General features: G+C 66.6%; 25 protein-coding genes. 14 read left to right on the forward strand and 11 right to left on the reverse strand.

What is annotated here, in order from left to right:
• Positions 1-78: 78 nt before the first annotated feature.
• The 4 genes from ABTY98_RS30690 to ABTY98_RS30705 form a co-directional block, all read right to left on the reverse strand.
• Positions 79-426 carry a hypothetical protein gene (locus ABTY98_RS30690; protein ID WP_352224310.1) on the reverse strand — a complete coding sequence of 116 codons (348 nt, stop codon included), beginning with the start codon at positions 424-426 and terminating at the stop codon, positions 79-81.
• Positions 427-462: 36 nt separating this feature from the next.
• Positions 463-1,944, reverse strand: a complete 1,482-nt coding sequence (locus ABTY98_RS30695; protein ID WP_352224311.1) for a DUF6571 family protein — start codon at positions 1,942-1,944, stop codon at positions 463-465.
• Between the two features lie 695 nt (positions 1,945-2,639).
• Positions 2,640-2,852, reverse strand: a complete 213-nt coding sequence (locus ABTY98_RS30700) for a hypothetical protein (RefSeq protein ID WP_352224312.1) — start codon at positions 2,850-2,852, stop codon at positions 2,640-2,642.
• Between the two features lie 361 nt (positions 2,853-3,213).
• On the reverse strand, positions 3,214-3,960 hold the full coding sequence (locus ABTY98_RS30705) for a hypothetical protein (RefSeq protein WP_352224313.1): 747 nt from the start codon (positions 3,958-3,960) through the stop codon (positions 3,214-3,216).
• A 274-nt stretch (positions 3,961-4,234) separates the two neighbouring features.
• Between ABTY98_RS30705 and ABTY98_RS30710 the strand changes: the two genes are divergently transcribed.
• The 4 genes from ABTY98_RS30710 (at position 4,235) to ABTY98_RS30725 (ending at position 7,589) form a co-directional block, all read left to right on the forward strand.
• Positions 4,235-4,897, forward strand: coding sequence for a hypothetical protein (locus tag ABTY98_RS30710; RefSeq protein WP_352224314.1), 663 nt, complete (start codon positions 4,235-4,237; stop codon positions 4,895-4,897).
• 8 nt (positions 4,898-4,905) lie between these two features.
• Positions 4,906-5,925, forward strand: coding sequence for a hypothetical protein (locus tag ABTY98_RS30715; protein ID WP_352224315.1), 1,020 nt, complete (start codon positions 4,906-4,908; stop codon positions 5,923-5,925).
• 360 nt (positions 5,926-6,285) lie between these two features.
• Positions 6,286-6,513, forward strand: a complete 228-nt coding sequence (locus tag ABTY98_RS30720) for a GntR family transcriptional regulator (protein ID WP_352224316.1) — start codon at positions 6,286-6,288, stop codon at positions 6,511-6,513.
• A gap of 425 nt (positions 6,514-6,938) precedes the next feature.
• Positions 6,939-7,589: a flagellar basal body-associated FliL family protein gene (locus ABTY98_RS30725; protein ID WP_352224317.1), complete on the forward strand. Its 651-nt coding sequence runs from the start codon at positions 6,939-6,941 to the stop codon at positions 7,587-7,589.
• A 3-nt stretch (positions 7,590-7,592) separates the two neighbouring features.
• Here ABTY98_RS30725 and ABTY98_RS30730 read toward each other — a convergent pair whose 3' ends face one another.
• From ABTY98_RS30730 to ABTY98_RS30755, 6 genes are all read right to left on the reverse strand, one after another.
• On the reverse strand, positions 7,593-9,704 hold the full coding sequence (locus tag ABTY98_RS30730) for a hypothetical protein (RefSeq protein ID WP_352224318.1): 2,112 nt from the start codon (positions 9,702-9,704) through the stop codon (positions 7,593-7,595).
• Positions 9,705-9,752: 48 nt separating this feature from the next.
• On the reverse strand, positions 9,753-10,043 hold the full coding sequence (locus tag ABTY98_RS30735; protein WP_352224319.1) for a hypothetical protein: 291 nt from the start codon (positions 10,041-10,043) through the stop codon (positions 9,753-9,755).
• A 437-nt stretch (positions 10,044-10,480) separates the two neighbouring features.
• Positions 10,481-10,861, reverse strand: a complete 381-nt coding sequence (locus tag ABTY98_RS30740; protein WP_352224320.1) for a hypothetical protein — start codon at positions 10,859-10,861, stop codon at positions 10,481-10,483.
• A gap of 99 nt (positions 10,862-10,960) precedes the next feature.
• Complete coding sequence (locus tag ABTY98_RS30745; protein ID WP_352224321.1) at positions 10,961-12,046, reverse strand: hypothetical protein; 1,086 nt, start codon at positions 12,044-12,046, stop codon at positions 10,961-10,963.
• Positions 11,992-12,642: a hypothetical protein gene (locus ABTY98_RS30750; RefSeq protein WP_352224322.1), complete on the reverse strand. Its 651-nt coding sequence runs from the start codon at positions 12,640-12,642 to the stop codon at positions 11,992-11,994. The genes ABTY98_RS30745 and ABTY98_RS30750 overlap by 55 nt, the downstream gene beginning before the upstream one ends.
• Positions 12,643-12,883: 241 nt before the next feature.
• Positions 12,884-13,543, reverse strand: a complete 660-nt coding sequence (locus tag ABTY98_RS30755) for a hypothetical protein (protein WP_352224323.1) — start codon at positions 13,541-13,543, stop codon at positions 12,884-12,886.
• A 536-nt stretch (positions 13,544-14,079) separates the two neighbouring features.
• Here ABTY98_RS30755 and ABTY98_RS30760 point away from each other — a divergent pair.
• Genes ABTY98_RS30760 through ABTY98_RS30800 form a run of 9 tightly spaced genes read left to right on the forward strand, consistent with a single transcriptional unit; the run spans position 14,080 to position 20,563 of the window.
• Positions 14,080-14,799 carry a hypothetical protein gene (locus tag ABTY98_RS30760; RefSeq protein ID WP_352224324.1) on the forward strand — a complete coding sequence of 240 codons (720 nt, stop codon included), beginning with the start codon at positions 14,080-14,082 and terminating at the stop codon, positions 14,797-14,799.
• 17 nt (positions 14,800-14,816) lie between these two features.
• Entirely contained in the window at positions 14,817-15,656 is an 840-nt protein-coding gene (locus ABTY98_RS30765; protein ID WP_352224325.1) for a hypothetical protein, read from the forward strand.
• Positions 15,653-16,960 carry a TadA family conjugal transfer-associated ATPase gene (locus ABTY98_RS30770; RefSeq protein ID WP_352224326.1) on the forward strand — a complete coding sequence of 436 codons (1,308 nt, stop codon included), beginning with the start codon at positions 15,653-15,655 and terminating at the stop codon, positions 16,958-16,960. The genes ABTY98_RS30765 and ABTY98_RS30770 overlap by 4 nt, the downstream gene beginning before the upstream one ends.
• A 6-nt stretch (positions 16,961-16,966) precedes the next feature.
• Positions 16,967-17,974: a type II secretion system F family protein gene (locus ABTY98_RS30775; protein WP_352224327.1), complete on the forward strand. Its 1,008-nt coding sequence runs from the start codon at positions 16,967-16,969 to the stop codon at positions 17,972-17,974.
• The gene (locus ABTY98_RS30780) at positions 17,971-18,891 is read left to right on the forward strand and encodes a type II secretion system F family protein (RefSeq protein WP_352224328.1); all 921 of its coding nucleotides are present in this window, start codon (positions 17,971-17,973) and stop codon (positions 18,889-18,891) included. The genes ABTY98_RS30775 and ABTY98_RS30780 overlap by 4 nt, the downstream gene beginning before the upstream one ends.
• 43 nt (positions 18,892-18,934) lie before the next feature.
• Positions 18,935-19,186, forward strand: coding sequence for a hypothetical protein (locus tag ABTY98_RS30785; RefSeq protein ID WP_352224329.1), 252 nt, complete (start codon positions 18,935-18,937; stop codon positions 19,184-19,186).
• A gap of 40 nt (positions 19,187-19,226) precedes the next feature.
• Positions 19,227-19,676, forward strand: coding sequence for a TadE family protein (locus tag ABTY98_RS30790; RefSeq protein WP_352224330.1), 450 nt, complete (start codon positions 19,227-19,229; stop codon positions 19,674-19,676).
• On the forward strand, positions 19,677-20,105 hold the full coding sequence (locus ABTY98_RS30795) for a TadE/TadG family type IV pilus assembly protein (RefSeq protein ID WP_502994399.1): 429 nt from the start codon (positions 19,677-19,679) through the stop codon (positions 20,103-20,105). It abuts the gene before it with no gap.
• Positions 20,102-20,563: a TadE/TadG family type IV pilus assembly protein gene (locus ABTY98_RS30800; protein ID WP_352224332.1), complete on the forward strand. Its 462-nt coding sequence runs from the start codon at positions 20,102-20,104 to the stop codon at positions 20,561-20,563. Before ABTY98_RS30795 ends, ABTY98_RS30800 begins: the two co-directional genes overlap by 4 nt.
• 3 nt (positions 20,564-20,566) lie before the next feature.
• Here the strand turns inward: ABTY98_RS30800 and ABTY98_RS30805 are convergent, their stop codons facing one another.
• Complete coding sequence (locus ABTY98_RS30805; RefSeq protein ID WP_352224333.1) at positions 20,567-22,072, reverse strand: sigma-70 family RNA polymerase sigma factor; 1,506 nt, start codon at positions 22,070-22,072, stop codon at positions 20,567-20,569.
• A 194-nt stretch (positions 22,073-22,266) separates the two neighbouring features.
• On the opposite strand from ABTY98_RS30805, the gene ABTY98_RS30810 reads away from it, so the two are divergent.
• Entirely contained in the window at positions 22,267-22,617 is a 351-nt protein-coding gene (locus ABTY98_RS30810) for an SsgA family sporulation/cell division regulator (RefSeq protein WP_352224334.1), read from the forward strand.
• Positions 22,618-22,664: the final 47 nt, after the last annotated feature.

The raw sequence follows: 22,664 nt of genomic DNA on the forward strand, positions 1-22,664 counted from the left end.
CTGCACTGCGTCCGCCCCGCCCGAACCGGGATGTCCCCTCCAAGGACGGGCCAGCACGGCACTCCGGACGAAACGCGATCATGCAACGGCCCCTGGTCTGGCGGAGCCCATGGTGGCCTGAAGATAGAAGAGCGCCTTGTCGCCATTTCCTTTTACTGCGCACACACTTCTGAACTCCCAGGCTTGATTTGGCCTCCACGTCTCGGTGAAGTGATATTCAGAAGCATCGGGCAGTATCGAGTTGAAGATCTTAGCGGTCTCCTGCCGGTTGGGAACATGCAGACAGACGTCGTCGGCCTGGATGCTTCCGCGTTTTTCGAAGGCCCCGAGAAGGTGGGCCACGAGCACAGACCCGGCTGCAGCGACGATAGCCGCGCCGTAGATGTACGGGTTTCGTAGAAGTCTGCGTTTATTCGGTTCCGTCAAGGTCGATCCTTCAGTCGCTGTTTAGCGGGGCGGGGGCTACATGTCGGCGTTGCTGTTGTCGATCAGCGCATCGGCATCACTGAACCCCAGACCTGCCTTGTCGCCGGACCTGGATGCGGCCGCGTCGTCACCGATGGTGGCTTTCACGGACTTCTCCGTCGTCAGAGATGCTGAGTTCTGAAGTTGATCCATGCGTCGTACGTTGTGGTAGACCTGCTCCTTTTCCTGCGACCCGTCGCCGTCGAATCCGTCGAGAATGCCATTGAAGATCTCGCCCGCAGCTGTGTTGGCCAAGCCTCCTGCATAGACCCCCGCTGTGCCTGTGAACAGTGCCGTCGCAACGGACACGGTGCTGCCGACCAAAGAACCCCCCCATAGGGTCGCCTTATCCTTCCATGCGCTGTCTCGTGCATTGGCGTCAGTGTTGTCCTTGTCGGCCTGGAACTTCTGGCCGTTGGCGATGACGCCCTGAAACAGGCCGGTCTGGTAGGCGAGTTTGTCGATGGTGGCATCTGTCGACTGCGGATAGGTACCGGGGTTTTTCGCCTGTGATTCCATCAGTGCGGCAGCGTATACGTGCTGGGAGACGTTGAGCCGGTCGTAGCCTTCCTTGTTACGAGACACCGCGTAGAGGAACCGCGTTGCGTCGTACATCCGGATATGGGCCGCCACCCCAGAAGTCGGATAGAGCTTGTCCTTGTACATAGGATCTGAATCCAGGCTGCGTTGCAGATCTGGCATGTACTCGGCCGAGATGTTCGCGAAGCTGTCCGACAGAAACGCATGGTCGAGGAGGCGGTCCCGGTCTTCCGATACCGACTTCAACAAGGCGCTGAACAACTCAGCCTGTTTGTCGGAGTGCTTGATGTCCTCGGCCGTGGCCGGTTCGCCGGGGCGATGGCCGGTGGTGGCTGCCTCCAGGGCCTGGCCCATCGAATTGAGGCCGGTCACCCTTTCCTTGGCCGGCTTGCTGTCGTCCGGCCACTTGCGGTCCTCGAAGAGGTACTTGAAGTTCGTCTCCGTCTTGCCGTCGTCGCCCTTCTGCTGCGCCGTGAAGAACTCGGTAGCCGCGGCAGGGCTGTTGGCGAGCGCCTTCAGGTAGCCGGTGAGCGGGTCGTTGCCCTCGTCGTTGCCGAGGTGGTTGACCGTGCTCGTGGTGCCCCAGCCGGATGCGTAGGGCTGGTCGGCGCCGTCCAGGATCCGCTTGTCCTCTTTGACGAGTGCCGCTCCGTAGTTCACGAGGAACTTGTCGTCGTAGTCGCCGTACCGCATGAGGTTGCTCATGACGATGAAGCCCTCGGGCCCGCCTGAGTCGCCGTGCGGGGCGGGGCCAGGGTCCCGGATCGGTTTGTCACCGATCGCGACCATGTCCTTCTTCCGCTTCTGCATCGCCGGCGAATCGGAGTTGGTGGCCGCCGCCACGGTGAGACTCAGGTTCTTCTGCATCTTGTCAAGGTCGCCGGCACGCGCGAAGTCGGAGGTCTCGCCGTATCCGGCAGGCCTGTCGAGGTTGCTCATCTCGTCCCAGAGCTGCAGCGTCTTCCGCGCTCCGAGAGCCCCTACGACCTTCTCCGCGAAGGGGTATTCGTCGTAGTTCTGGGCGAAGAGTCGACGAGGCCCAGGTGAGCCGCGCCGCCAACGCCGCGGCGGCCAAGGCCGCCAAGCGCGCCACGGAGCTGGCGAAGAAGGACCCCGAGACCGCCAGGGCGAGGTCCACCGCATCGGCTTCTCCGGTCACCACGCCGAAGCTGCTCGTTCCCTTGCTGGCGATGTTCTTCCCGCGGGTGATGGACACCAGGACTCCAGGGCGGGCCAGAGTCCCACCTTTTTCGAGTCTGGCTGCAATGTATTCGTACGACCGTTCCAGGTGGGTGATCCGCAGAGCACGTGCCGAGTTTCGGATCCCTTTGCTGTTGAAGTCGAGTTGGACGGATTGCCCGTCGACGGTGAGACGCGCGTTTCGGAGGGTGGGGCGACCTGGACCGACCGTTTGATAATGAACCTCGGGCATGTGGTCGCCGTAGACTCGCACTTCGAGCTGCCTGCTTCCCGCCTTCACGCGTGACTTTTTGGTGCTTGCCGCGACGACTACCTCGCCAAAGGCTCCGACCAGACCCTTGCGGCCGTACTGCTGGTTCTCGTAAAAGGGCCTCAACTCGAACTGATATTCGGTCATGATCTACCTTCGTGGGGGTTTGTGCCGTTCATGTCGTTCAAAACCAGTTCATTGGGTTGGCTGCCTTCGCGACGGCTCGTGCGTCCTTCGTAAGCCCTTCTCCGACCTTCGTGGCCTTGTCGCCGGCCCACTCCGCCGCCTTGCCCGCGCCAGCCTTGATGTCGTCCCAGTGCTCGACGACCTTCGCTCCTCCGTAGACCAGTCCCGTTCCGATGGCCAGGCCCACGGTGACCGGGTTCGGAGCGACCATCGCTGCTGTCAAGGACGCGTTGAAGCCGAGTTCTGCGACGTCCGCGACGTATCCGGCGCCCTTCTTCTTGAACGCCTCCCGAGGGTTTCCTTGTGCCCAGACGTTGGCGGCACTGATGCCCGTGGCAATGAGACTCCCGCCGATACCCGCATAGCGGATGAACCCCCCTGCTCTGGCCGCTGTTCCGAGCCCTTTGAGGAAAGGAGAGACCGTCTTTCCCGCCGCGATGACAGCGGGCCTGGCATTATTGAGTTATTGGAGGTACGAGGCCGAGCGGAAGACCTTCAAGAGGCTCGCTTGTCCGGCCCGGCTCACCAGTGCTCCGGAGTGAGTGGCCCCGCCGTAGCGGACGGCCAGCGCATCAGACCCCACAAAGAAGTCGATGCCTTTGGCCACAAGGGGGGAGCGCAGTACCGGCAGTTCGCGGAATCCGTCCCAGGCCTGGCCGAGCAGCGCCGCCCGTCGCGTTGCGTTGCGCCGCTGTGAATGGGATCCGACTGGCGTTCTGGTACAGAGTGCTACGGGCGAAGACGTTGGCCAGTTGACTCGGGAGCCAACTGCCCGGCGCGCTGAGGGAGCGCAGTTCACCGGCAGGGATCCGACGAAGACCGGCAGCGGCCCAACTGCGGGCACCACCTCCACGCTCCCACCAGGTGGAACCCACGGCCTCCCGAAGCAGCCCGATGTACCAGGAGTTCTTGAACAGCACATGGCTCATGCCGGTGCCCACTATCGCGGTGGTACCGGCGACCTTGACAAGGCCTGTGACGTCACTGACGTCGTTGAGGAACTCTTCGATGTCGTTTTCGGGGATTTCGCTGAGACCAGGAACCTTGGCCAGATAATGCGCCTCGATACGCGCCAGCCAATCGCTGTATGTCTCCCGGTCGCCACGTTCGAAAAGCTGATCCTCTCGAGCCACTGCCGCTCGCTTGCGGAGATCCGGCGCGGTCTTGCCGGCCCACGTGCGCATTGGCTTGAGGCGGGTGACCTTGTCGGACACGTCGAGGGCGGCGGCCCGGCTGAAGGTCTCATCGAGCCTGTCCACCAACCCGCCCTTGCCGTCCAAGAGCCTGGCGAGTTGGTCGAGGTCGTCGGGGTTGAGCATCCGCACGTGGTTCCCCCCCAGTGTGGCAAGGACTGCGTCACGATCGTCGACGATAGCCGAGCGGCTGAGGGTGGCTGAGTGCGGAGGGGCTGCTGCCCAGCGCCCGACGTTTCCGAGACCGGCGACTGCTCATTCCGTCACTTCCGCAAGTGTGAAGGCGCCTTCACGGACTTCACGGAGTCGCCTCAGTCTCTGGAGGGGCTTGGCCCCGCATCCGCCCCTTGTGGGATCATCCCCAGGCAGGACGACTAACTACCTCTGAGGACAAGCATCCATGCTGACCACGCGACGGAAGGCCGCCGGGGCCGGCGTTCTTGCCGCCCTCGTCATCACTGTGACCGGTTGCAGCAGCGACTCCGGCGACAGCTCGGCGAACGACAAGATCAAGGGGGCAGACAGCAGCAAGTCGGCTTCCGCGTCGCCGTCTGCTTCCGCGTCGGCCGACAAGAACGCGCCGAGCTTTGACTTCCCGTCGGATATCACCGTGGCCGTCGACCGGGAGTCGACAGGGAATGGCACCAAGGACGCGATTCTGCGGGACGTGGCGTACTCGACCCAGGCCAATATCGAGGCCTTTGGCAAGGGCGACGGCAAGACCGCCAATATGAGCCGCTACTTCGGCGGGGCAGCCTTCACCTATTGGTCTCAGCGCGTCGCAACTCTCAAGAAGGACGGACTCACGCTCACAGGCCACTACCGGTACTACGACTTCGAGGTTACCGACGTCGCGAACGGCAAGACGGCGGCCGCCCGCTACTGCGAGGACCAGAGCAAGGCGTACGGCAAGGAGATCAAGACGAACAAGGTCCTGCGCACCAAGGCGAGCGACAAGGACTTCGTCCTGTACACCCTTCAAGCCGCGCGGGACTCGGCCGGTGACTGGCAGGTCACGCAGCAGAACTGGAAGAAGGGGGACGCGGCGTGCGTCCAAGGCTAGGGTCCAGCGTGGTTCGGGCCGGCGTCCGGATGGCCGTGGCCGCGGGCCTCGTTGTGGCGCTGGGGACAGGATTCCCGGCCTACGCCAGTGACCCCAAGACGGGCGATGACACGGGTACCGGCGGGCAGCCTCCCGCCGATTCAGGCACCGACTCCGGTGGCAGCTCCGGAACCGGAACCATCGGCGCCCACATCCAGGTCCACCAGAGCAAGGCCGGGAGCTCCGGCAGCTCCACCTCGAAGGCCACGTCCTCGAACGCCAACTGGAAGCCCCCGGTCTGCTGGTACGAGCCCATGTACACGCCCGAGGAGTACGAGGAGTTCATCAAGTCCGCGTACAAGGGCGCGCAAGAACCCGCGGCGAGCTATGCCAAGAAGCGGGAGGAGGAGAACTACCACAAGGGCGACAAGGGTCTGTGGTGGCAGGTGCAGTTCCGTAACGACGCTTACAACGAGGCCTGCCCCGTCACACCCGACAACTGGGAGATCTGGGTCCCGCCGGCCCAGCCGAAGCAGGACCCGCATCAGCTGACCCCCGAGACGCTCTCGGAACTGGCCTACAACTCCACCAAGTTGCCCACTCCGCCCGTTGTGCTGAGCCCGAAGGGCGATCAGCTCGTCGTGAACCTCGGTACGCGGGTGAAGCTCGACAGTGACTTCGACCGCGTCTGGACGACCGCCGACATCAACTACAAGGGCGTCCAGATGGCCGCGACCACCGTCGCGACCCCCGTGGCGCTCAGGCTGGATGCCGGTACTTCGGACGCCGACCCGCAGACCTGTACGTACGACCTGGTCAAGGGAGACAAGGGGTACACGGTCGACAGTAAGGACGCGGGCTGCAACGTGACCTACCTCAGGTCGTCGGGAAGCGGTACCTATCCGTTGAAGGCGTCCATCACCTGGAAGGTGACCTGGACGGACTCCGCCGACCCCGACGGACCGGCGCAACTGCCGGGACTGCCGGACGGGTTGTCCACGTTCGAGGAGAACGTGGCGGTCCACGAGATCCAGTCGGTGAACCGGTAGCAGTCGGGAGTGGCTTTCTCGGGTGTGGCGTCCGCTGAATCGGGCTCACGGCGTGGCGGGCAGTGCTGGCGATACGGCGGCTCGGTCACGGTCTGGCACCCTTCGCGATCCTTCACGGTGGTGCACCCGTCACCCGGCCGGGTGATACTACTGAGAGCGATCCTCCAGCAACCGCCGCAGTACCGGCGACAGTTCCGTCCCTCGTCGTCTCGGCGGGCGTCCCCGGTGGCCATGCCCCGGGACGGTTGCCTCCGTCGCGGGGGTCTGTCGCGAGAACCGTAAGGGAATCTAGATACCTGTCTACTCATATGAGGTGAGAGGGGCCTCGAACCCATGCTGGTTCGTACATACAGTCCGCTCGTGTTCGAATTCGATCCGACCAGGCCCAAGTGGCAGCAGATCGCCGAGGTCGTCCGAGAGCGGATTGCCAGCGGCGAGTACCCCGTGCGTGGACTGATCTCGGAGGTGAAACTGGAGCAGGAGTTCGGCGTCGCACGAGAGACCGTCCGTAAGGCCACTGCTGCTCTGCGGCAGGAAGGACTCCTCATCACTACCCGAGGTATGGGCTCCTTCGTTGCCGAGCGCTGAAATCCGCCAAACCCTTAGGGGTGGGCAAGGAGTTGTCTCGTCGTCCGAGTTCGTGACTCGCCGCCGCGGGACTCGACTGGGGCTGCTCCGGGCGGAACTCGCGCGGCGGGTGGGTATGGCCTAGATCTCGAACATCGAGGGGGGCGATTCCGTCCCGACGTCGCCACCGCTGACCGAGGCCGGTGGAGGCACTCGCCGCGTCGCTGACGACCTGGAGAGCGACGGCTCGTCGTTCGAGCTTCGTATGGTTGGGCGGTTGTGCTTGCCGTGCGTGGACGGGGTTGGGTGGTGGGCTCTGTTAGGTCTGATTCGCACTGGTGTCGTTGCGGGAAGCGGCGCTGGTGCGCAGAAGGTTCGCTGTCGGGTTGCCCGGGGGCGTTATGGTCAACTCGCTGCGGCCTGCCCCTACCACCAGAGGAACTCTCATGACCGACTCCTCGTTCAGCGACGACGCCCAGGCGGCCTCTTCTCCTGCTCAATCAGTGTCGGATGCCGGTCATCAACCGAGTCGAAGGTGGCTGATCGTCGGGGGTGTGGTGATCGTCGCCGCCCTGCTCGTTGGTGGAGGGACGTGGTTGGCGACGAGGGGGAGTGGCGATGAGTCTGGGCAGGATGCTCCGACGGTGCCGTCCGCGTTCGCGGGGTATACGGAGGCGAAGCCTAGCGATACTGAATGGACTGAAATCGGCTCAGACTCGATTAATACTGACATCGCCAAGGGGCGGGTCAACCTGACTTATCGAGCACCGGGCGGGAAGGCGTTGATAATCCGCGCCCAATACTGGCCGAATGCCACCCTCAAACCGGTGACGCCTGGCGAAGAACTCCGCTCGATCTACAATTCGACGATCGATCAGCGGCGCGTGAAGACGTATTCGGCGGGTGCTGTGGGCGGAAAGATTCGATGCGCGGACATCACTATCGGCGCGGTCGAGTTCACCACGTGCGGCTGGCATAACAATACGACTGACGTCGCCTTGGCTCCTATGCTCAACCATCGCGAAATCGTATCTGCTGAAGCGCCCGCCTATCTCCGAACCTTCATCAACGCCCTGAAACTTGCTCCGTCGAAGTGAGTATCATTCTGGGATGTTCTGGAAATCCTGAGATGCCTGGAAGCCGTCGCGCTGCACTTTGGTGACCACGGCGTAGTCTTGAAGCCACCGTGAGTACGCGTTCAGTTGCTGCGGGCTCATCTTGTTCGGGTCCATCACTTGCCCCGTAGAGGTCAGGAAGTTGGCGGCAGGGCTCTTGATGTAGTTCTTCGGGTCGCCTGTGTACGTCGTGCGGTCCTTGCCGTGCGGTCCAACAGTGACCGGTTTGGTAAGGGTGGGGTCGAACCCGGGCTTCACACCGCTGCCCGGGTCCCCGGCAAGCTGATTGTTCGCGAGCCTCTGGTAAGCATCGCGCCACGACGTGTCCAACTCGGCTTCTGACAGGCTCTTGTACTTGTCCGCAAGCCCGCCCGGCGCCTCCTCGGGTTTGACGCTCCACTGTTCAGCCAGCCAGTCCGTGAGCAGGCCCTGCGCGGAGTCGCCGAGCCCAGTGAGCTGTCCCTTGCCCATGTCGGCGATGGCGGTGGTGCCGCCCGTCGCCGCTGCCTTCGCCCCGTCGGCCGCTGTCTCGATCAGCTTCTTTCGGAACTCGTTCACGCTGTCCGCCCACGCCTCGGCCTCGTCCTCCATAGACTTTTTCGCGTAGGTGAACGCGGTGCCGTACGCCTTCATCATCAGGCCGCGTTTCATGGCCAGGTACTCGATCGCGTGGTCGTTCGAACGGTCTGTGCGCACGCGCTGGAAGTCGATCTGCTTACGGTACGTGTCGAAGAGTGCACTCAACTCGCCCGCCGCCTTCGGGTCCCGAGCCGCCTCGTTCATCAGCGCCTGCCACATGGGTGTACCCGCCTCCAGGCCGAAGCGGGACGGGTCCTGGCTGTTGAGGAACGCCTTCTCGTCCCACTTGGATGCTTCTTCCGCGAAGCCGCCCGTGGTCGCATCGCCCATCCAGAATTTGTCGGCGACCGGGGAGGTGATTCCGTTCTCCAGGTCCTTCCAGTACGAAGTGACCAGTTGTGAGTAGAAGTAATCCACCCCCTCGATGGGGTGGAGGTCCTTCTCGTCGCCGTTCATGTGCTTGTAGTTGTCGAACATGAGGTGCGCGGTCAGCTTCTCCGCGAGGGCCTCATTCGTCGGGCGCAGGTCGATGGTCGCCGAGTGCAGCACCTTGACCAGGGCGGCCGAGCGGGACTTGTCCCATGAACCGGCAGGGTTGTAGAGCATGTTCTGGATGGTGTCGTAGTCATGGCTCATCCATTCGCCGGATGCCTCGGGGTTGGCGGCGATGGCGTTGAACAACTGGGCGTAGTGGTCGCCCTCCCAGGGGTTCTTCCCGCTGCCGTTCATCCACTCGTTCTCGAAGGTCTTCTGGTCCTTCGAGCAGACCCGGTCGCCGAGTGCAACCAGGAAGTCCTTGTCGTATGTCCCGCCGGCGAGAAGGGGCATCAGCCGGTCGGGGCGGAAGCCGCGCTGCGGGTCCATGGCGAACTTGTCGAACCACTTGCTCCAGGCGTCCTGCTTCTCCTTGGCGGTCTGGCCCTCAAAGGCCACCTGCGTGAAGGTGCCGAGCGTCCGGGCGACGAGATTCCGGTCGTGGGTCAGCGCGTCCGGGTGCTTGTCGTAGTAGTCGTCGTAGGGATCGTCGGCCATCTCGTTGGACAGCCAGACCAGCTTGTCCGGGCCGAGGGTGCTGTAGAAGGCCTTCACGAAGTCACCGTCGTCGGCGTTCGCTTCCAGGGCGGCGAAGAGTTCCGCCGAGTTGCTGCCGCTGAAGTTCTTCTTGAACCGCTGCGCCAGGGCTTTGCCGTTGCGTTCGGCGGCGGCCTTCTGACCGACCATGCCCTCGTCGATCGTCACCATCACCGTGCCCTTGGGGGCGTTCGGATACGGCTTCCCGCCGTTGCCGTCTCCGGTGACGGCCAAGGCGAGGTGGTAGCGGCGGGTCAGCAGCGGCACCTGGTCGTCCAGCCAGCCGCAGATGCCGAGAAGCTGGGTCAAAGGCTGTGTGTCGATGCCGTGCCGTTCGAAGCTCGACTTGATCCAGGACACGCTTTGGCGCATCCGCTCTTTATCCGACTTGACCGAGTCGATCATGCCGTTCAGCGCCTTGGAGTCGATCCCCGAGAACTCGCCCATGCTTCTCTCCCCGTTGGTGGTGCGTGTGCTGTCACCGCATGACCGGCATCAGTAGCCCTGCAGATCCATGCGCATCATCTTGGCCTCGCCCGGAGTCACCTTCTCCGGGCACTTGGCGATCTCCGCATCCACCGCAGGAATGAGTTTCTCCGCCAGGAGCTTCATGCGCGATCGCCGACCCTCGAGATCCTTGGCCCAGTCACTGGCTGCCTTGCCGACCCAGACCTTCTTGCTGCCCATGTCCTTGGCCGCGGTCTCGAGCTGCTTCTTCAGCATCTCAGTCTCGGCCTTGAGATTGTTCTTGAGGCTCTTCAAGGAGGCCAGATACGGGTTCTCCACTGTCGCCTGGGTACTTGGTTCTCCCACGGCGGTCCCTCCCGAAGTCGCTGCTGTGCAGGCCGGGTTGCATGATGTCACGCAGGAACCGGACCGGGCATGCGGCCCTGGTGGAATCGGTGCAACGCCGCAGCCCCTTCCCTCCTGGATGCGCGCGTGCTGATCGCAGCGTCGAAGCCCACGATGATCCAGCCGTCTGGTGCGGCCGTCGACCGTGAACCACGGGGGCTCCCGGACCACAGGTCGAGCAGAGGGAACATGTGCCCGGCGTACCCGCCGCCGCACCTTTGCGATCCGTGGCAGGGCTGTGTCGTCCAGTCCCACCCGCCACCGAGCGGTCGTGCTGGACGGGACCAGCCCGGCGAATCCCCTCCTCAGCCCCCGCATGAGCCCGCGGTGGTCGACGCTCAGCCTCTTTTGCGGCTCGCATGGCTGCCCCCTCAGTTCTGAGCTCGTCGCAGTACCTCGTCGTGGCGGCGCAGTCGGACGCTGACCGTTCCGGCGGTCAACAGTGCGGCGCCTATGGCTGAGAGAGGTACGGAGACCACCAGGGCGGCCAGCGGTTTCGGCCAGTCCCGGTCTGACGCGCATTGCAGCGCTTTTTCGTGCGCAGACTCGGAATCCTCGAAGTAGATGTCCCTGGGTTCGGAGTTGACAGGTGCGGGGCAGTTCACTGCGTTGTAGGTGGAGACGTACGGCGTGAGCACCTGCCATGCGGCATAGACCCAGAACAGAAATGCGCAGACCAGAATTCCGATACCCCAACCCTGAAGCCGGCCTGCCCGTATCTGGAACTGTTGTTCGATTACTAGCGGGTGCACTTGAGTCTCCTCATGTTGACCTTGAGTGGCCCTGAGGCTCTACGGACCACCGTTCGGGCTCACGTACAAGAGCGCGAATGTTGCCTGACGCGGCAATAGTCAGCGGTTCACGGCCTGGACTTCCTGGACCTTGATGTCCTGGGTCGTTCCGAAGGTACCGTCTGGCAGGTCGCCGCCCGCGCCCCCTGTTCCCGACCAACTGATCTGCCAGGTGGTGGTCGCCTTCAGGTGGTATGTGCCATCGCCGGAGGAGCGTAGGTACTTGATGCCGCAGGATGGGGTCTCATCAGCCCTGCCCTTGGCGTATGGCTCACCGATCGAGCCGTCGGAGTTCATTGTGCACATGCCGGAAGCTGGATAGGTTTCGGCGTTACTGGTGCCTGGCTCGAGTTTCAGGGAGATGGGCTTGGCTGTAGTCGTCGCCTGGATATTGAGGCCGCCGGCATTGAGTGACGCGGTGACCGAGGCCTCCTTGAACTCGGCCTTGTCCAGCCAGGCCCATGTGGCGAGGTTGACCTTGGTGATGTCCGCTGGGGCGAGAGTCACCTTGGTGTCGGGGAGCTGAATCGCGTCGTAGGCGGCTTCGGCCAGAATCTTCGGGGTGACGGCCTGAGGGACTCCGGGGTCGTCGCTGTTCGCGACCCAGAACGGGAGGTCGCTGCATTCCCAGCTGGCGGGGTCGTCCAGACGGTCGGGATTCTGGACCGCGACCCACCAGTTTCCCTCGTCGGCCTTGTCCTCATTGTAGTTCTTGTACTTGCCGTCCTTGTAGATGCCGCGGAACTGGCCAACCGCGGCCTTGGCGTAATTGGCCTGGCCGGGAGTGTTGATCGTCTCGGTGTACATCTTCTCGACGTAGTCCCTGAACTCCGCGACCGAGCGGGGTTCGTACCAGCACGCGGGCGGAGTCCAGTCGGTCACGGGCTGCACGGCGGTACGACTGCCGCTGGATCGCACGGAACCGGAATAGGTCACCCTGGAAACGAGTGTGCCGGCGTCGGAGCTGCCGCTCTGCTTGGTGTTGCCCTGAGAGCCTTCGCTCGGCGGCCAGGTCGCGGACGCCGTTCCCGGGACGGTGAGAACAAGAACTCCTGAGAGCAGCCCCGCCACCGCGTATCGGCTGCAGGGTTTCACGGCGTGCACGACTTGCTGCCCCTCTCCGAAGTGAGCTTCGTCGTCTGCCATACGCCTTGCTTGTTCTTTTCGAGACGCGTCGTGTAGATGACATACGAATCGTCATTTACTGCGGTCTTGAGGACCTTGCTCGACTTGCGAACCTTTGCGAAGGCCTTGCTCTGGTCCTCGCAGTAAACGACTCCCGCCGATGCTGAATCGAAAACATCGATCTTGGCGTTGTAATAGCGGTTGATGCCGGTGATCGAGTAACCGTCCTTCGCGATGGACTCGACCCAGTCCTTGGCGTCTGCCAGCGCGCCACCGGTGTAATAGAAGCTGAGCGCGGGCGATGCGGGATCGCCCTGCGTGATGGCGTAGTTGGTCGCGTTGATCCGCTGCGCCACGTCCTCGAGGACCGAGTCCTTGGTCGTGTCGCCAGTCTTCCAGCTTTCGAAGGTGTCGGTCAGATCATTCGGCAGCGTGATCTTGGGCCTGTCGACCGTGCTGCTCGCACTCGGCGAAGCCGAAACCTTCGTGCCGCCGCTGTCGGCCCCGGTGATCTTGTCGTTGGATTTCGAACCCCCGTCCCCGCCGCCGCAAGCCGTCAGTAGCAGGGCTGCGGAGGCGGCGAGCACGCCAGTGGCGGGCAAGGTGCGGCGCTTCACTGTGGACTCCCCGTGAGTATGAAGTTCATCAAGGACGTAAACGCTATCCGCGGGGTTCACGGTTTCGCCAGCGTGAACCTGTGAGACATGAGGGGACCCGACCCAAGGCGCGCCAACCGCCCACCCGTTGTCCGGATTGTGCCCTCGTGCGCGGGATGGTGGCGCGAGACAGTCATCCCCGGCCAGAGCGGCCTTAGGGCGCCTGGGCCTGGCCGATCCGCCCACGGTGTGCCTCTCTCGGTCAGGCCGCCGTTGTCAGATGGCGTGCGAGGGCCTCGCCCTCCAGGGATGTCAGACGGCACCAGGAGCCGTCCGTGAAGGTGATCCTGAAGTCCCGCCTGCCCGAGGAGAACGGGCGCTGTTCGATCGCGGCGACCGTGCTCAGGTCCGTCTCCCAGAGGAGTTCCTCCCACGGGTCCCTTGGATCCTTCAGTCCGCCGAGGATCAGGAGACGGCGGTCGGTCAGGGCCAGTTCCGTCACGTCTGTGTCGGGGCGGCGGGTCGGGTCGAGTTCCCAGGGGAGGGTGCGGGCGATCGTGCCGGGGGCCGCCCACAGCACCGGGAAGTCGTTCTCCTCGTTCTCCGGGTCGTCGCTCTTGCCGATGCCATCGGGCTGGCCCGGGCTGCCGCCGAGGAGTGCGACGGCGAGGGTGAGCAGGACGACGAACACCGCCACCAGGCCGTCCCACACCACCCGGTCGAACCACGAGCGCCTGCGATACGACGGCCCCGTCGGCCACCCTGCCAACTCGCCCTGAATGTCCCGCCGTTCCTGGTCCCGGAACCAGCGTCGCCCCTCGACCCGTCCCGCGACCCCCGTCGCGAAGGACACCCGGCCGCGCGTCACGAGCTCCTCACCCTTGGGAGATTTCCAGTGATGGCGGTACGACGGCTCGATCACGGTCTGGCATCCTCACGGTCATTCCCGGCAGCGAACCCTTCACCCGGCCGGGTGATCCTACTCAGGCCGTTCCCCCAATAACCCCCGTAGCGCCGACGGCAGTTCCGGCAGCCGCAAACCGGCCGCCTGGCCCGTGCCGGGCAAAGAGCATGGCATGCCTCGGTCAAGCGACGTGAGTGATTCGTGCAGGCCTCATGGGTGCGCGGTGAGGGCCGCGGGCGGATACTGGGTGCGAAGAGGGTGTTCTGGATTCGCCGGCGCACAGTCCGGCCGCCGTCGGTGTCCCCGTGTTCCCAACAGCCGCACCTGTGCTCGCCGTTGCAGATCGCAATGACGATTGCGGTGAGGTCAAGGTGTCCGGGCGCGCCTTGAGGGGCTTATGTGCGGCTGATACGGTGCGATCGCTTGACACTCACCCCGTGGCCGAGTATTTGGCCGAGTCGGGGTGATTCGTGTGGAGTGTCCGCTTTCGAAGCGTTGACAGAGTTTCAGGGTTCTTGACAGACAAAGTCTTGGGTGTAACGGGGAGCGGTTGCGTGAAGATCCAAGAGCGTACGGGGGCGGGCGTCGGTCGTTCCGCCGGTCCGGCTCAGCCTTCGGTCGGTGACCGGCTTCCCACCGCGCCGCGTGAGCGCAAGCCCGCGCTGGCCGCACTCGCGGTGCTGCTGATCCTGCTGGGCGCACTGGGTGCGACGACGCTCGTGCTGCAGGCCGGCGACCGGGTCGAGGTCATCAAGATCACCCAGGAGATCCCCGCCGGGTCCTCGGTGACCACCAACAACGTGACCTCGGTGATGGTCGCGGCCGACGACAGCATCCACTACGTCAAGTGGTCCCAGCTGGACGGCCTGAAGAAGCTGAAGGCCATCAACACCATCCCGGCCGGGGTCGTCGCCGTCGGTGAGATGTTCGGCAGCGGCAGCTCGCTGGCCGCGGGGAAGTCCACCGTCGGGCTGTCCCTCAAGGAGGGCCAGTACCCGAACAACCTCCAGGTCGGCGACACGGTCGCCGCCTACCGCGTCGTCACCAACTCCTCCTCGTCGACCGGTGGATCCTCCTCGACCGGCAGCGGTGACTCCCTGATCGTGAGCCAGGCCAAGGTCACCTACGTCCCGCCGGACAAGAGCGGCGATCTGGTCAGCAGCACCAACCTCGCCATCACGCTCGCCGTCGACAACGACAAGGCCGCGGACCTGGCGCAGGCCGCTGCCAACAGCCAGGTCGCCCTGGTCCGCGTACCCGGCAACGGCAACTAGAAGGCGACGACCACCCCATGGCGCTCATCGGAATCGCCGCCGACAAGGGTTCCCCCGGCGTCACCACCGCGGCCGTCGCGCTGGCCGCGGTCTGGCCGCGCCGGGTCATGCTCGCCGAGGCCGACCCGGCCGGCGGCGACCTCGTCTACCGCAGTGCCGCCGCGCACGGCGGACCGCTCAACCCCAACACCGGCATGCTCTCCATAGCCGCCACCGCGCGACGGGGACTCGTGCCCGACCAACTCTGGGACCATGTACAGCCGTTGAGCGGGGGACTCGAAGTGCTTGTCGGGCTCGGTATCGCCGAGCACGCCGCCGGACTCGCGGGCCTCTGGCCCACCCTCGGGCACGCCTTCGCCTCCCTCGCCGACTCGCCGAACGCCCCCGCCGACGTCATCGCCGACTGCGGCCGGATCAGCGGCGACACCCCGGCTGTCGAACTCCTTCCGCACGCCGCGCTCGTGCTGCTCGTCTCGCGCACCGAGCCCGAGGCCCTCGCCCGGGTCCGGGACCGTGCTGCCGCGCTCGCCCAGAAGCTGCACGGGGGCCCGCGCGGTGCCGGCGCCCTCGCGACCCCGCTGATCGGGGTCGTTCTGATCGCCGACCCGTCCAGCTCCGGCAAGCTGGTCAACCAGGTCAACGACATGCTCGTACACGCCCAGACCGGCGCCCGGGTCGTCGGCACCATCGCCGACGACCCCGCCGGTGCCGACCAGCTGGCCGGCCGCAAGCGCGGGCGCCTCGACAAGTCGCTGCTCATCCGCTCGGCCCGCAAGGTCACCGCCGACCTCCACCAGCAGTACGGCGCCGCCTGGACCGTACCGACGCAGGCGCCCCATGCGGGGGCCGGCCGATGACCGCTGTCGACCACCAGTTGGTCAAGCGGTTCCGGCAGGACGCCGGCGACCGTATCGCCGAGCAGCGTCGGAAGGACCAGGCGGCCAACGTCACGCCGATGTCCACCGAGGACGAACGGCAGTACGCCCGCGCGGTCATAGCCCAGATCCTGGAGGAGTACGCCCGCGCGGAGATCAACGCCGGGCGCACCCCGCTGGACGCGGAGACCGAGGAGCAGTACGCGGCCGCGGTGCACGCGGCGCTCTTCGGGGTCGGCCGCCTTCAGCCGCTGCTCGACGATCCCGAGGTCGAGAACATCGACATCAACGGGTGCGACCAGGTCTTCGTGGGGTACAGCGACGGGCGGGAGGCCAAAGGGGAGCCCGTCGCCGAGACCGATGAAGAGCTCATCGAACTGATTCAGGTGCTCGGTGCCTACTCCGGGCTTTCGTCCCGGCCTTTCGACTCCGCCAATCCGCAGCTCGACCTGCGGCTGCCCGACGGGTCCCGCCTCTCGGCCGTCATGGACGTGGCCCGGCGGCCCGCGCTCTCCATCCGTCGCGCCCGCATGGGCAAGGTCTTCATCTCCGACCTCGTCGGGAACGGCACGCTGACGCCCGAGGTCGCCCACTTCATGGCCTGCGCCGTCCGCGCCCGCAAGAACATCATGATCGCGGGAGCCACCAACGCCGGCAAGACGACCCTGCTGCGCGCCCTCGCCAACGAGATCCCGCCGTACGAGCGGCTGATCACCGTCGAGCGCGCGCTGGAGCTCGGCCTGGACACCTTTCCCGATCTGCACCCGAACGTCGTCGCCTTCGAGGAGCGGCTGCCCAACTCGGAGGGACAGGGGGCCATTTCCATGGCCGAACTCGTCCGGCGGTCCCTCCGTATGAACCCCTCCCGGGTCATCGTCGGTGAGGTCCTCGGCGACGAGATCGTCACCATGCTCAACGCGATGTCGCAGGGTAACGACGGGTCCCTGTCGACCATCCACGCGAACAGCTCCAGCGAGGTCTTCAACCGTATTTCCACCTACGCCCTCCAGGCCTCCGAGCGGCTGCCCATCGAGGCCAGCCAGATGCTGATCGCGGGCGCGGTGAACTTCGTCGTCTTCATCCAGCGGCGCAACGACTACCAGACCGGCGGCCGCCTCCAGCGCATGGTCACCTCGGTCCGTGAGGTCAACGGTGTCGACGGCCGGGTGCTGTCCAGCGAGGTGTTCGCGGAGGCCCACGACGGCCGGGTAGTACCGCATGCGCCCATAGCCTGCCTGGAGGACCTGATGGCCTACGGCTACCAGCCGCACGGGGCCTGGGGGTGACGTGACATGAACCTGGACTCCCTGGGCTCCATGGGTGGGCTCTTCTCCACCTCGGTGCTGTACGCCCTCGGCTGCGGTGTCGCCGTCGGCGGCGGACTCGCGCTGCTGGTCCTGGCGATCCGTGGCCTGCCCGCCAAGCCCGACCACGAGAAGCAGAAGGCCAACGAGCGGGCCGCCGAACTGATCCGGTTCGCCGGTCAGCGCGGTTCGCTCGCCGCCATCATCGGGCTCGCCGTGCTGCTGCTGACCCGCTGGGCGGTGGCCGGCGTCGCCGCCGGTGTCCTCGTCTTCTTCTGGGACAAGCTGTTCGGCGGCGCCGCCGAGGAGCGGGCCGCGATGAAGCGGGTGGAAGCGCTCGCCTCCTGGACCGAGTCGCTGCGCGACACGATCGCCGGCGCGGTCGGTCTGGAGCAGGCCATCCCGGCCTCGGCCCGCGCCGCCGCGCCCATCCTCCGGCCCCATCTCGACGCGCTCGTCGACCGGTTGCGCGCCCGTACGCCGCTCCCCGACGCGCTCCAGCACCTCGCCGACGAGATCGACGACGCCTCCGCGGACATCATCGTGGCGGCGCTCATCCTCAACGCCCGCCTCCGCGGCCCGGGTCTGCGCCAGGTCCTCGGCGCACTCGCCAAGTCGGCGCGCGAGGAAGTCGACATGCGCCAGCGCGTGATGGCCCAACGGGCGTCCACGCGGCGCTCGGTGCAGATCGTCATCGCCGTGTCGGTCGCGTTCGTCCTCGGCCTCGCCGTCTTCAACCGCGACTTCGTCTCGCCGTACGGCACCGCCGTCGGCCAGCTGGTCCTGGCGCTGGTCTGCGGGCTGTTCGCGCTCGGCTTCTGGTGGCTGCGCAAGCTGTCCACCATCGAGACCCCGGAACGGTTCCTGGTCCGCGACCAGAACTCCGTCCAGTTCGTACGACCGCCCCGCACCGCGCCCGGCCAGCCCGGACAGGCCGGTCCGCCCGGTTCGCCTGGTCAGCAGCAGCTGCCCACCGAGGAAGGAGTACGCCGATGAACCTCACGATGCCGATCCTCGTCGGCGTGACCCTCGGACTGGGCGTCTACGCCCTGATCCGCGCCCTGATGCCGTCCAAGCGCAGCGCCGTCGCCCAGGTCGCCCGGATCGACGCGATGCGGGCGCGCGGCGCGGCCTACGAGTCGGCACGGCAGACCCAGGACAGCGGCCGGTTCGGCTCGCTGCGCGCCGAAGTCGGCGAGCGGGTCGCCGAGTTCTACCGGCAGCAGGGCTGGGAACAGCGCTCGCTCCGTGCCGACCTCGCCGTCCTGGACCGCGGCTGGGAGAAGTTCCTGGCGACCAAGGTGCTGCTCGCGGCCGCCGGCCTGATCTTCGGCCCGTTCCTGTTCGCCGTCGTCTACACCATGGGCTTCGGCCACAGCCCGGTCATCCCGGTCTGGCTGGCCCTGGCCTGCTCGGCCCTGTTCTTCTTCCTGCCCGACCTGGAGGTACGACGGGACGCGGCCGACAAACGCCGGGACCTCAGGCGGGTCATCGGGGCGTACCTCGACCTGGTGTCGATGAGCCTCGCCGGCGGCCGTGGTCTGCCCGAGGCCCTGATGGCGGCCGCGGAGATCTCCGACGGCTGGGCCAACCAGCGCATCCGCAACGCCCTCGCCGACGCCCGGATCACCGGCGTCAGCCAGTGGCAGGCGCTGGGCTCGCTCGGCGAGGAGCTGGGTGTCGAGGAGCTGAAGGACCTGTCGGCCTCGCTGGCGCTCGTCGCCGACGACGGCGCCAAGGTCCGCGAGTCCCTCGCCTCCCGCGCCGAGACCATGCGCCACCGCGAACTCGCCGAGATCGAGGGCAGCGCGGGCGAGAAGTCCCAGTCGATGCTCGTCGCGCAGCTGCTGCTGTGCGCCGGCTTCCTGGTTTTCCTGATCTTCCCGGCGGCGATGCGGGTGTTCCAGGTCTGATATCCCTCCACAACCGCGAACTGTTTCGAGAGGACAACACATCATGAACGGACGGAACTTCAGCACCGGGATCCCGGCGGTGGACTTCCTGGTCACCTTCCTCCAGGGCCGGGTGCAGCGCGCCCGCTCCGGCGAACTCGACCGCGGTGCCTCCGCCGTCGAGTGGGTCATCATCTCCGCGGTCGTCGTGGCGATCGTCGGCGTGGTGGCCGCCATCATCAACGCCGCGCTGAGCGACGGCGCCAACAAGGTCGGCGACTGCATCAAGGGCGCCAGCGCGAGCAAGACCTGCTGAGCGGACGCACGACGACGGGGGCGACGGGGTGACGGGGAGGATGTCTGTGGGCGTGAGCAGAGGTCTGCGCGGCTGGATACGCCGCCGGGCGGCCGCCGCGCGTGGTGACTCGGGCATGACGGCGATCGAGTTCGTGTTCCTCACCCCCGTCCTCTTCTTCATGATCTTCGCGACCGTGCAGTTCGCGCTGTACTTCTTCGCCGACCACGTGGCCCAGGCGGCGGCCCAGGCCGGCGCCCGCAAGGCCCGTGCCACCGCCGACGCGGAGCCCGGCGCCTGGCGCGGCGAGGCCCAGGACGTGGTCGACTCCTACATCAGCCAACTCGGGCCGCAGCTGGTCCTGTCGCCCGACGTGAAGATGCTCCAGCCGGAGCAGAACACGGTCGGCGTCGAGATCTCGGCCCGCATCCCGACGGTGTTCCCCGGCCTGGACCTGACGGTGCACGCGCAGTCGTCGGGGCCGGTCGAGCGGTTCGTGGAGGACAACTAGATGTCCGAGCACCACGAAGCAGCTCCCGGGAGAGCCGTGGACGACCGAGGCTTGTCGACCATCGAGGTCGTCATCCTCGCCCCGGTCATGATCCTGTTCATCCTCGTCCTGGTCGCCTTCGGCCAACTCGTCGACGGGCGCGGCGCGATCGACGGCGCCGCCCGCGACGCGGCCCGCGCCGGCTCCATCCAGAAGGACCACGCCACGGCCATGTCGGAAGCCCGCAAGGCCGCCGAGGCCGACCTGTCGGACGTCTGCTCCGGACCGGTCTCCGTCGTACAGACCAGCGCCGGCTTCGCGCCCGACAGCATCTTCACCGTCGAGGTGAGCTGCCAGGTCCGGGGCCTGGCCATGCTCGGCCTGGACATCCCGACGACCCTCTCCGCGAGCTTCTCCTCGCCGCTGGACCCGTTCCGGAGGTCGGCGTGAGCGTTGCCCTGCTGCGCAACTGGTGGGCCGCGCGTCGGCTCCGCCTCGACGACCGGGGTTCGGGCGCCGGCGCGGTCATCATCTTCGCCCTGGTCTTCCTCTCCCTCTCCGCCTTCGTCATCGACGGCGGCCTGTCCATCTCCAAGCGGGAGCGTGCCGCCGACATCGCGGAACAGGCGGCCCGTTACGCGGCGCAGGACATCGACAAGGAAGCGCTGTACAAGAACCAGGGCACCGCGCCGATCAACTACCAGGACTGCGACGCCCGCGTGAAGACCTTCGCCCACGAGATGGACATGTCCACCGCCGACATCGCGGGCACGCACTGCATCGCCGCCGACGCCCAACAGGTCCAAGTAGAGGTCCAGTTGACCTACGAACCGGTCTTCACGGGCATGTTCTACGGCGGCGCCATCGTGGTGCACGGCGAGGCGACGGCCGAGAACGAGGTCGGCTGAGGGTCACCGGGCGGACGGTTGCTGCTGTTCCGGGACTTGGCCGTGGCCGTGTCCATGGCCGTGGCTGCCGCCGTGCGGGGGTGTGCAGTCGTCGTCGGCGGGCGGGGTGGACGGTTCGGGGTCGGCCGGTGCCGGGTCGGGGTTCCCGACGGGCGGGTGGTCCACCGGAGACGGGTCGGCCGGGCCGGTCGGTTCGGCGGGCGGAGCGGGATCTCCCGGCGCCGCCGGGGGAGTCGGCTCGGTCGGTTCCGCCGGGGGAGCGGGGGCCCGGTCCGCGGGCTCGGACGGCTTCGGCTTCGGCGACGGCGTCGGCTCGGTCGTCGCGGGCGGCGTGGTGTCGCCGCCGTCCCCCTCACCTCCCGGCGTCTTCCCGCCCGGGTCCGGCGCGGGCCGAGCGCTGTCCGACGGCCGGGATACGACCGTACGCGCCTGGTCGGTTGTATCCCCGGTCGTCCCTTCGCCGCCGTCCCCGCCCTCGGCGGTCGTCGCGGGATCCGTGACGGGCGCGCTCGTCGGTGCCACCGGGGCCTCGGCCACCGGCACTTGGGTCACCGGCGCGTCGGCGACCGGTGTGCGCTGGTTCGGCACGGAGGAGGACTGGCCCGGGCCGAGTATGAGCACCAGCGCCGCCGCACCGGCCACCATCGCGCCCGCCGCGACCGCCACCGGCGCCTTCGTACCGCCGATCGTCGTGGCCTGCCGTACACCGTGCAGCAGCCCGCTCCCGTGCGCGCTCGCGGCGGTGCCGGAGGTGAGGGCGAGCAGGAACCTGCCGGCCGTACCCCCGACCGCGAACACCAGCAGAGCCGGGCCGACGAGGGCGGGGAGGCGGTCGTTGGCGCTCATCAGGGCGGCGAGGCGGGCGCGGCAGTCGCCGCAGGTGTCCACGTGGGCGAGCAGCCGGCCGGACTGCCGTTCCGTCGCGGTGCCCCGCACGTACGCCGGCATGCGGCTCCAGTGGACCTGGCAGGCGGGGTCGTCCGGGGCGCCGGTCTGGGTGCGCAGGAAGGCCTGCCGCATGCCTTCGCGGGCCCGGTGCAGCAGAACGGCGGTGGCGCCCTCCTTGGTGCCCAGTTGCGGCCCGATCTGCGCCAGCGGCTGCCCCTCCGCCTCGGCCAGCCACAGGGCCTTGACCCAGCGTTCGGGCAACTGGGCCAGCACACGCACGAGCAGATCGACGGAGGAGACGTGCTCGGCCGGGTCGTCGCCGTGCCGGCCGGCCTCGGCCTGCTCGTCCTCGTGCGGATCCCGGGGCGTCTCGCGTACGGCTCCGCCGGCGGCGTAGGCGAGGTGCCGGACGGTCGTCATCAGATACGCCGACACGTTGTCGATCTCGTGCCCCTCGGCCAGCCGCCGCCACACCCGGAAGTGGGCCTCGGCGACGAGGTCCTCGGCGACCCAGGCGTTCCTGGTGAGGGAGCGGGCGTACGCGACGAGACGCGGCTGCTGTTCCTCGTAGATCCGGGCGTAGGCGGTGGCGCTGATCACTGCAGAGGAACCGTCGTGCATGGCGGAACGCTCCAGTTGCCGGCGTGAGGCGGGGTAAGGGTTTGTCACTGTAGATGCCAGAACTTTCAAGCAAAGTTTCCAGCCCATCGGAAAGTGACACATGTCACTCAACTCGCTTGCGTTTCCCGCGTAATCAGACGGGCTGCGGGGGCTCTCACAGATACGACGACCGACACCGGATCCGGAGAAGCCCTGTGCCCATCACGCTCGAACAGCCCACCGGCGCCCGCCTGCTCACCGCCGACCAGCAGGAGGTGGCGGTCCCCGCGACCCTCCGCTACAGCTCGGCCGACCCGCAGGCCGTGCACTTCGTATTCCCGCCGTGGATCTCCCTGGACGGCGAGGAGGTCACCTGGAGCTTCGCCCGCGCCCTGCTGGAGGAGGGCCTGGAGACGCCCGCCGCCCTCGGCAACGTGCACGTACGCCCGTACGGCCCCTCCCGTACGGTCGTCGAACTCCGCGCGGAGGAGGGCGTGGCGGCGATCGCCTTCCCCACGTCCGCCCTCACCCGCTTCCTGCTGTCGTCGCTCCGGGTCGGCGGTTGACGGACCGGACTTCGTGGACGGTCGGTTGTGTGGGGCATATGGAGGGG

The sequence above is a fragment of the Streptomyces sp. NPDC096040 genome, assembly GCF_040303265.1.
GTDB lineage: Bacteria > Actinomycetota > Actinomycetes > Streptomycetales > Streptomycetaceae > Streptomyces.

What these genes read in the sequence shown, in the direction of transcription:
- ABTY98_RS30695 (WP_352224311.1), bottom strand. Translation starts at nt 1,944, where the DNA reads ATGAGCAACCTCGACAGGCCTGCCGGATACGGCGAGACCTCCGACTTC.
- ABTY98_RS30700 (WP_352224312.1), bottom strand. Translation starts at nt 2,852, where the DNA reads ATGGTCGCTCCGAACCCGGTCACCGTGGGCCTGGCCATCGGAACGGGA.
- ABTY98_RS30705 (WP_352224313.1), bottom strand. Translation starts at nt 3,960, where the DNA reads ATGCTCAACCCCGACGACCTCGACCAACTCGCCAGGCTCTTGGACGGC.
- ABTY98_RS30710 (WP_352224314.1), top strand. Translation starts at nt 4,235, where the DNA reads ATGCTGACCACGCGACGGAAGGCCGCCGGGGCCGGCGTTCTTGCCGCC.
- ABTY98_RS30725 (WP_352224317.1), top strand. Translation starts at nt 6,939, where the DNA reads ATGACCGACTCCTCGTTCAGCGACGACGCCCAGGCGGCCTCTTCTCCT.
- ABTY98_RS30730 (WP_352224318.1), bottom strand. Translation starts at nt 9,704, where the DNA reads ATGGGCGAGTTCTCGGGGATCGACTCCAAGGCGCTGAACGGCATGATC.
- ABTY98_RS30745 (WP_352224321.1), bottom strand. Translation starts at nt 12,046, where the DNA reads ATGGCAGACGACGAAGCTCACTTCGGAGAGGGGCAGCAAGTCGTGCAC.
- ABTY98_RS30765 (WP_352224325.1), top strand. Translation starts at nt 14,817, where the DNA reads ATGGCGCTCATCGGAATCGCCGCCGACAAGGGTTCCCCCGGCGTCACC.
- ABTY98_RS30770 (WP_352224326.1), top strand. Translation starts at nt 15,653, where the DNA reads ATGACCGCTGTCGACCACCAGTTGGTCAAGCGGTTCCGGCAGGACGCC.
- ABTY98_RS30775 (WP_352224327.1), top strand. Translation starts at nt 16,967, where the DNA reads ATGAACCTGGACTCCCTGGGCTCCATGGGTGGGCTCTTCTCCACCTCG.
- ABTY98_RS30780 (WP_352224328.1), top strand. Translation starts at nt 17,971, where the DNA reads ATGAACCTCACGATGCCGATCCTCGTCGGCGTGACCCTCGGACTGGGC.
- ABTY98_RS30785 (WP_352224329.1), top strand. Translation starts at nt 18,935, where the DNA reads ATGAACGGACGGAACTTCAGCACCGGGATCCCGGCGGTGGACTTCCTG.
- ABTY98_RS30790 (WP_352224330.1), top strand. Translation starts at nt 19,227, where the DNA reads ATGTCTGTGGGCGTGAGCAGAGGTCTGCGCGGCTGGATACGCCGCCGG.
- ABTY98_RS30795 (WP_502994399.1), top strand. Translation starts at nt 19,677, where the DNA reads ATGTCCGAGCACCACGAAGCAGCTCCCGGGAGAGCCGTGGACGACCGA.
- ABTY98_RS30805 (WP_352224333.1), bottom strand. Translation starts at nt 22,072, where the DNA reads ATGCACGACGGTTCCTCTGCAGTGATCAGCGCCACCGCCTACGCCCGG.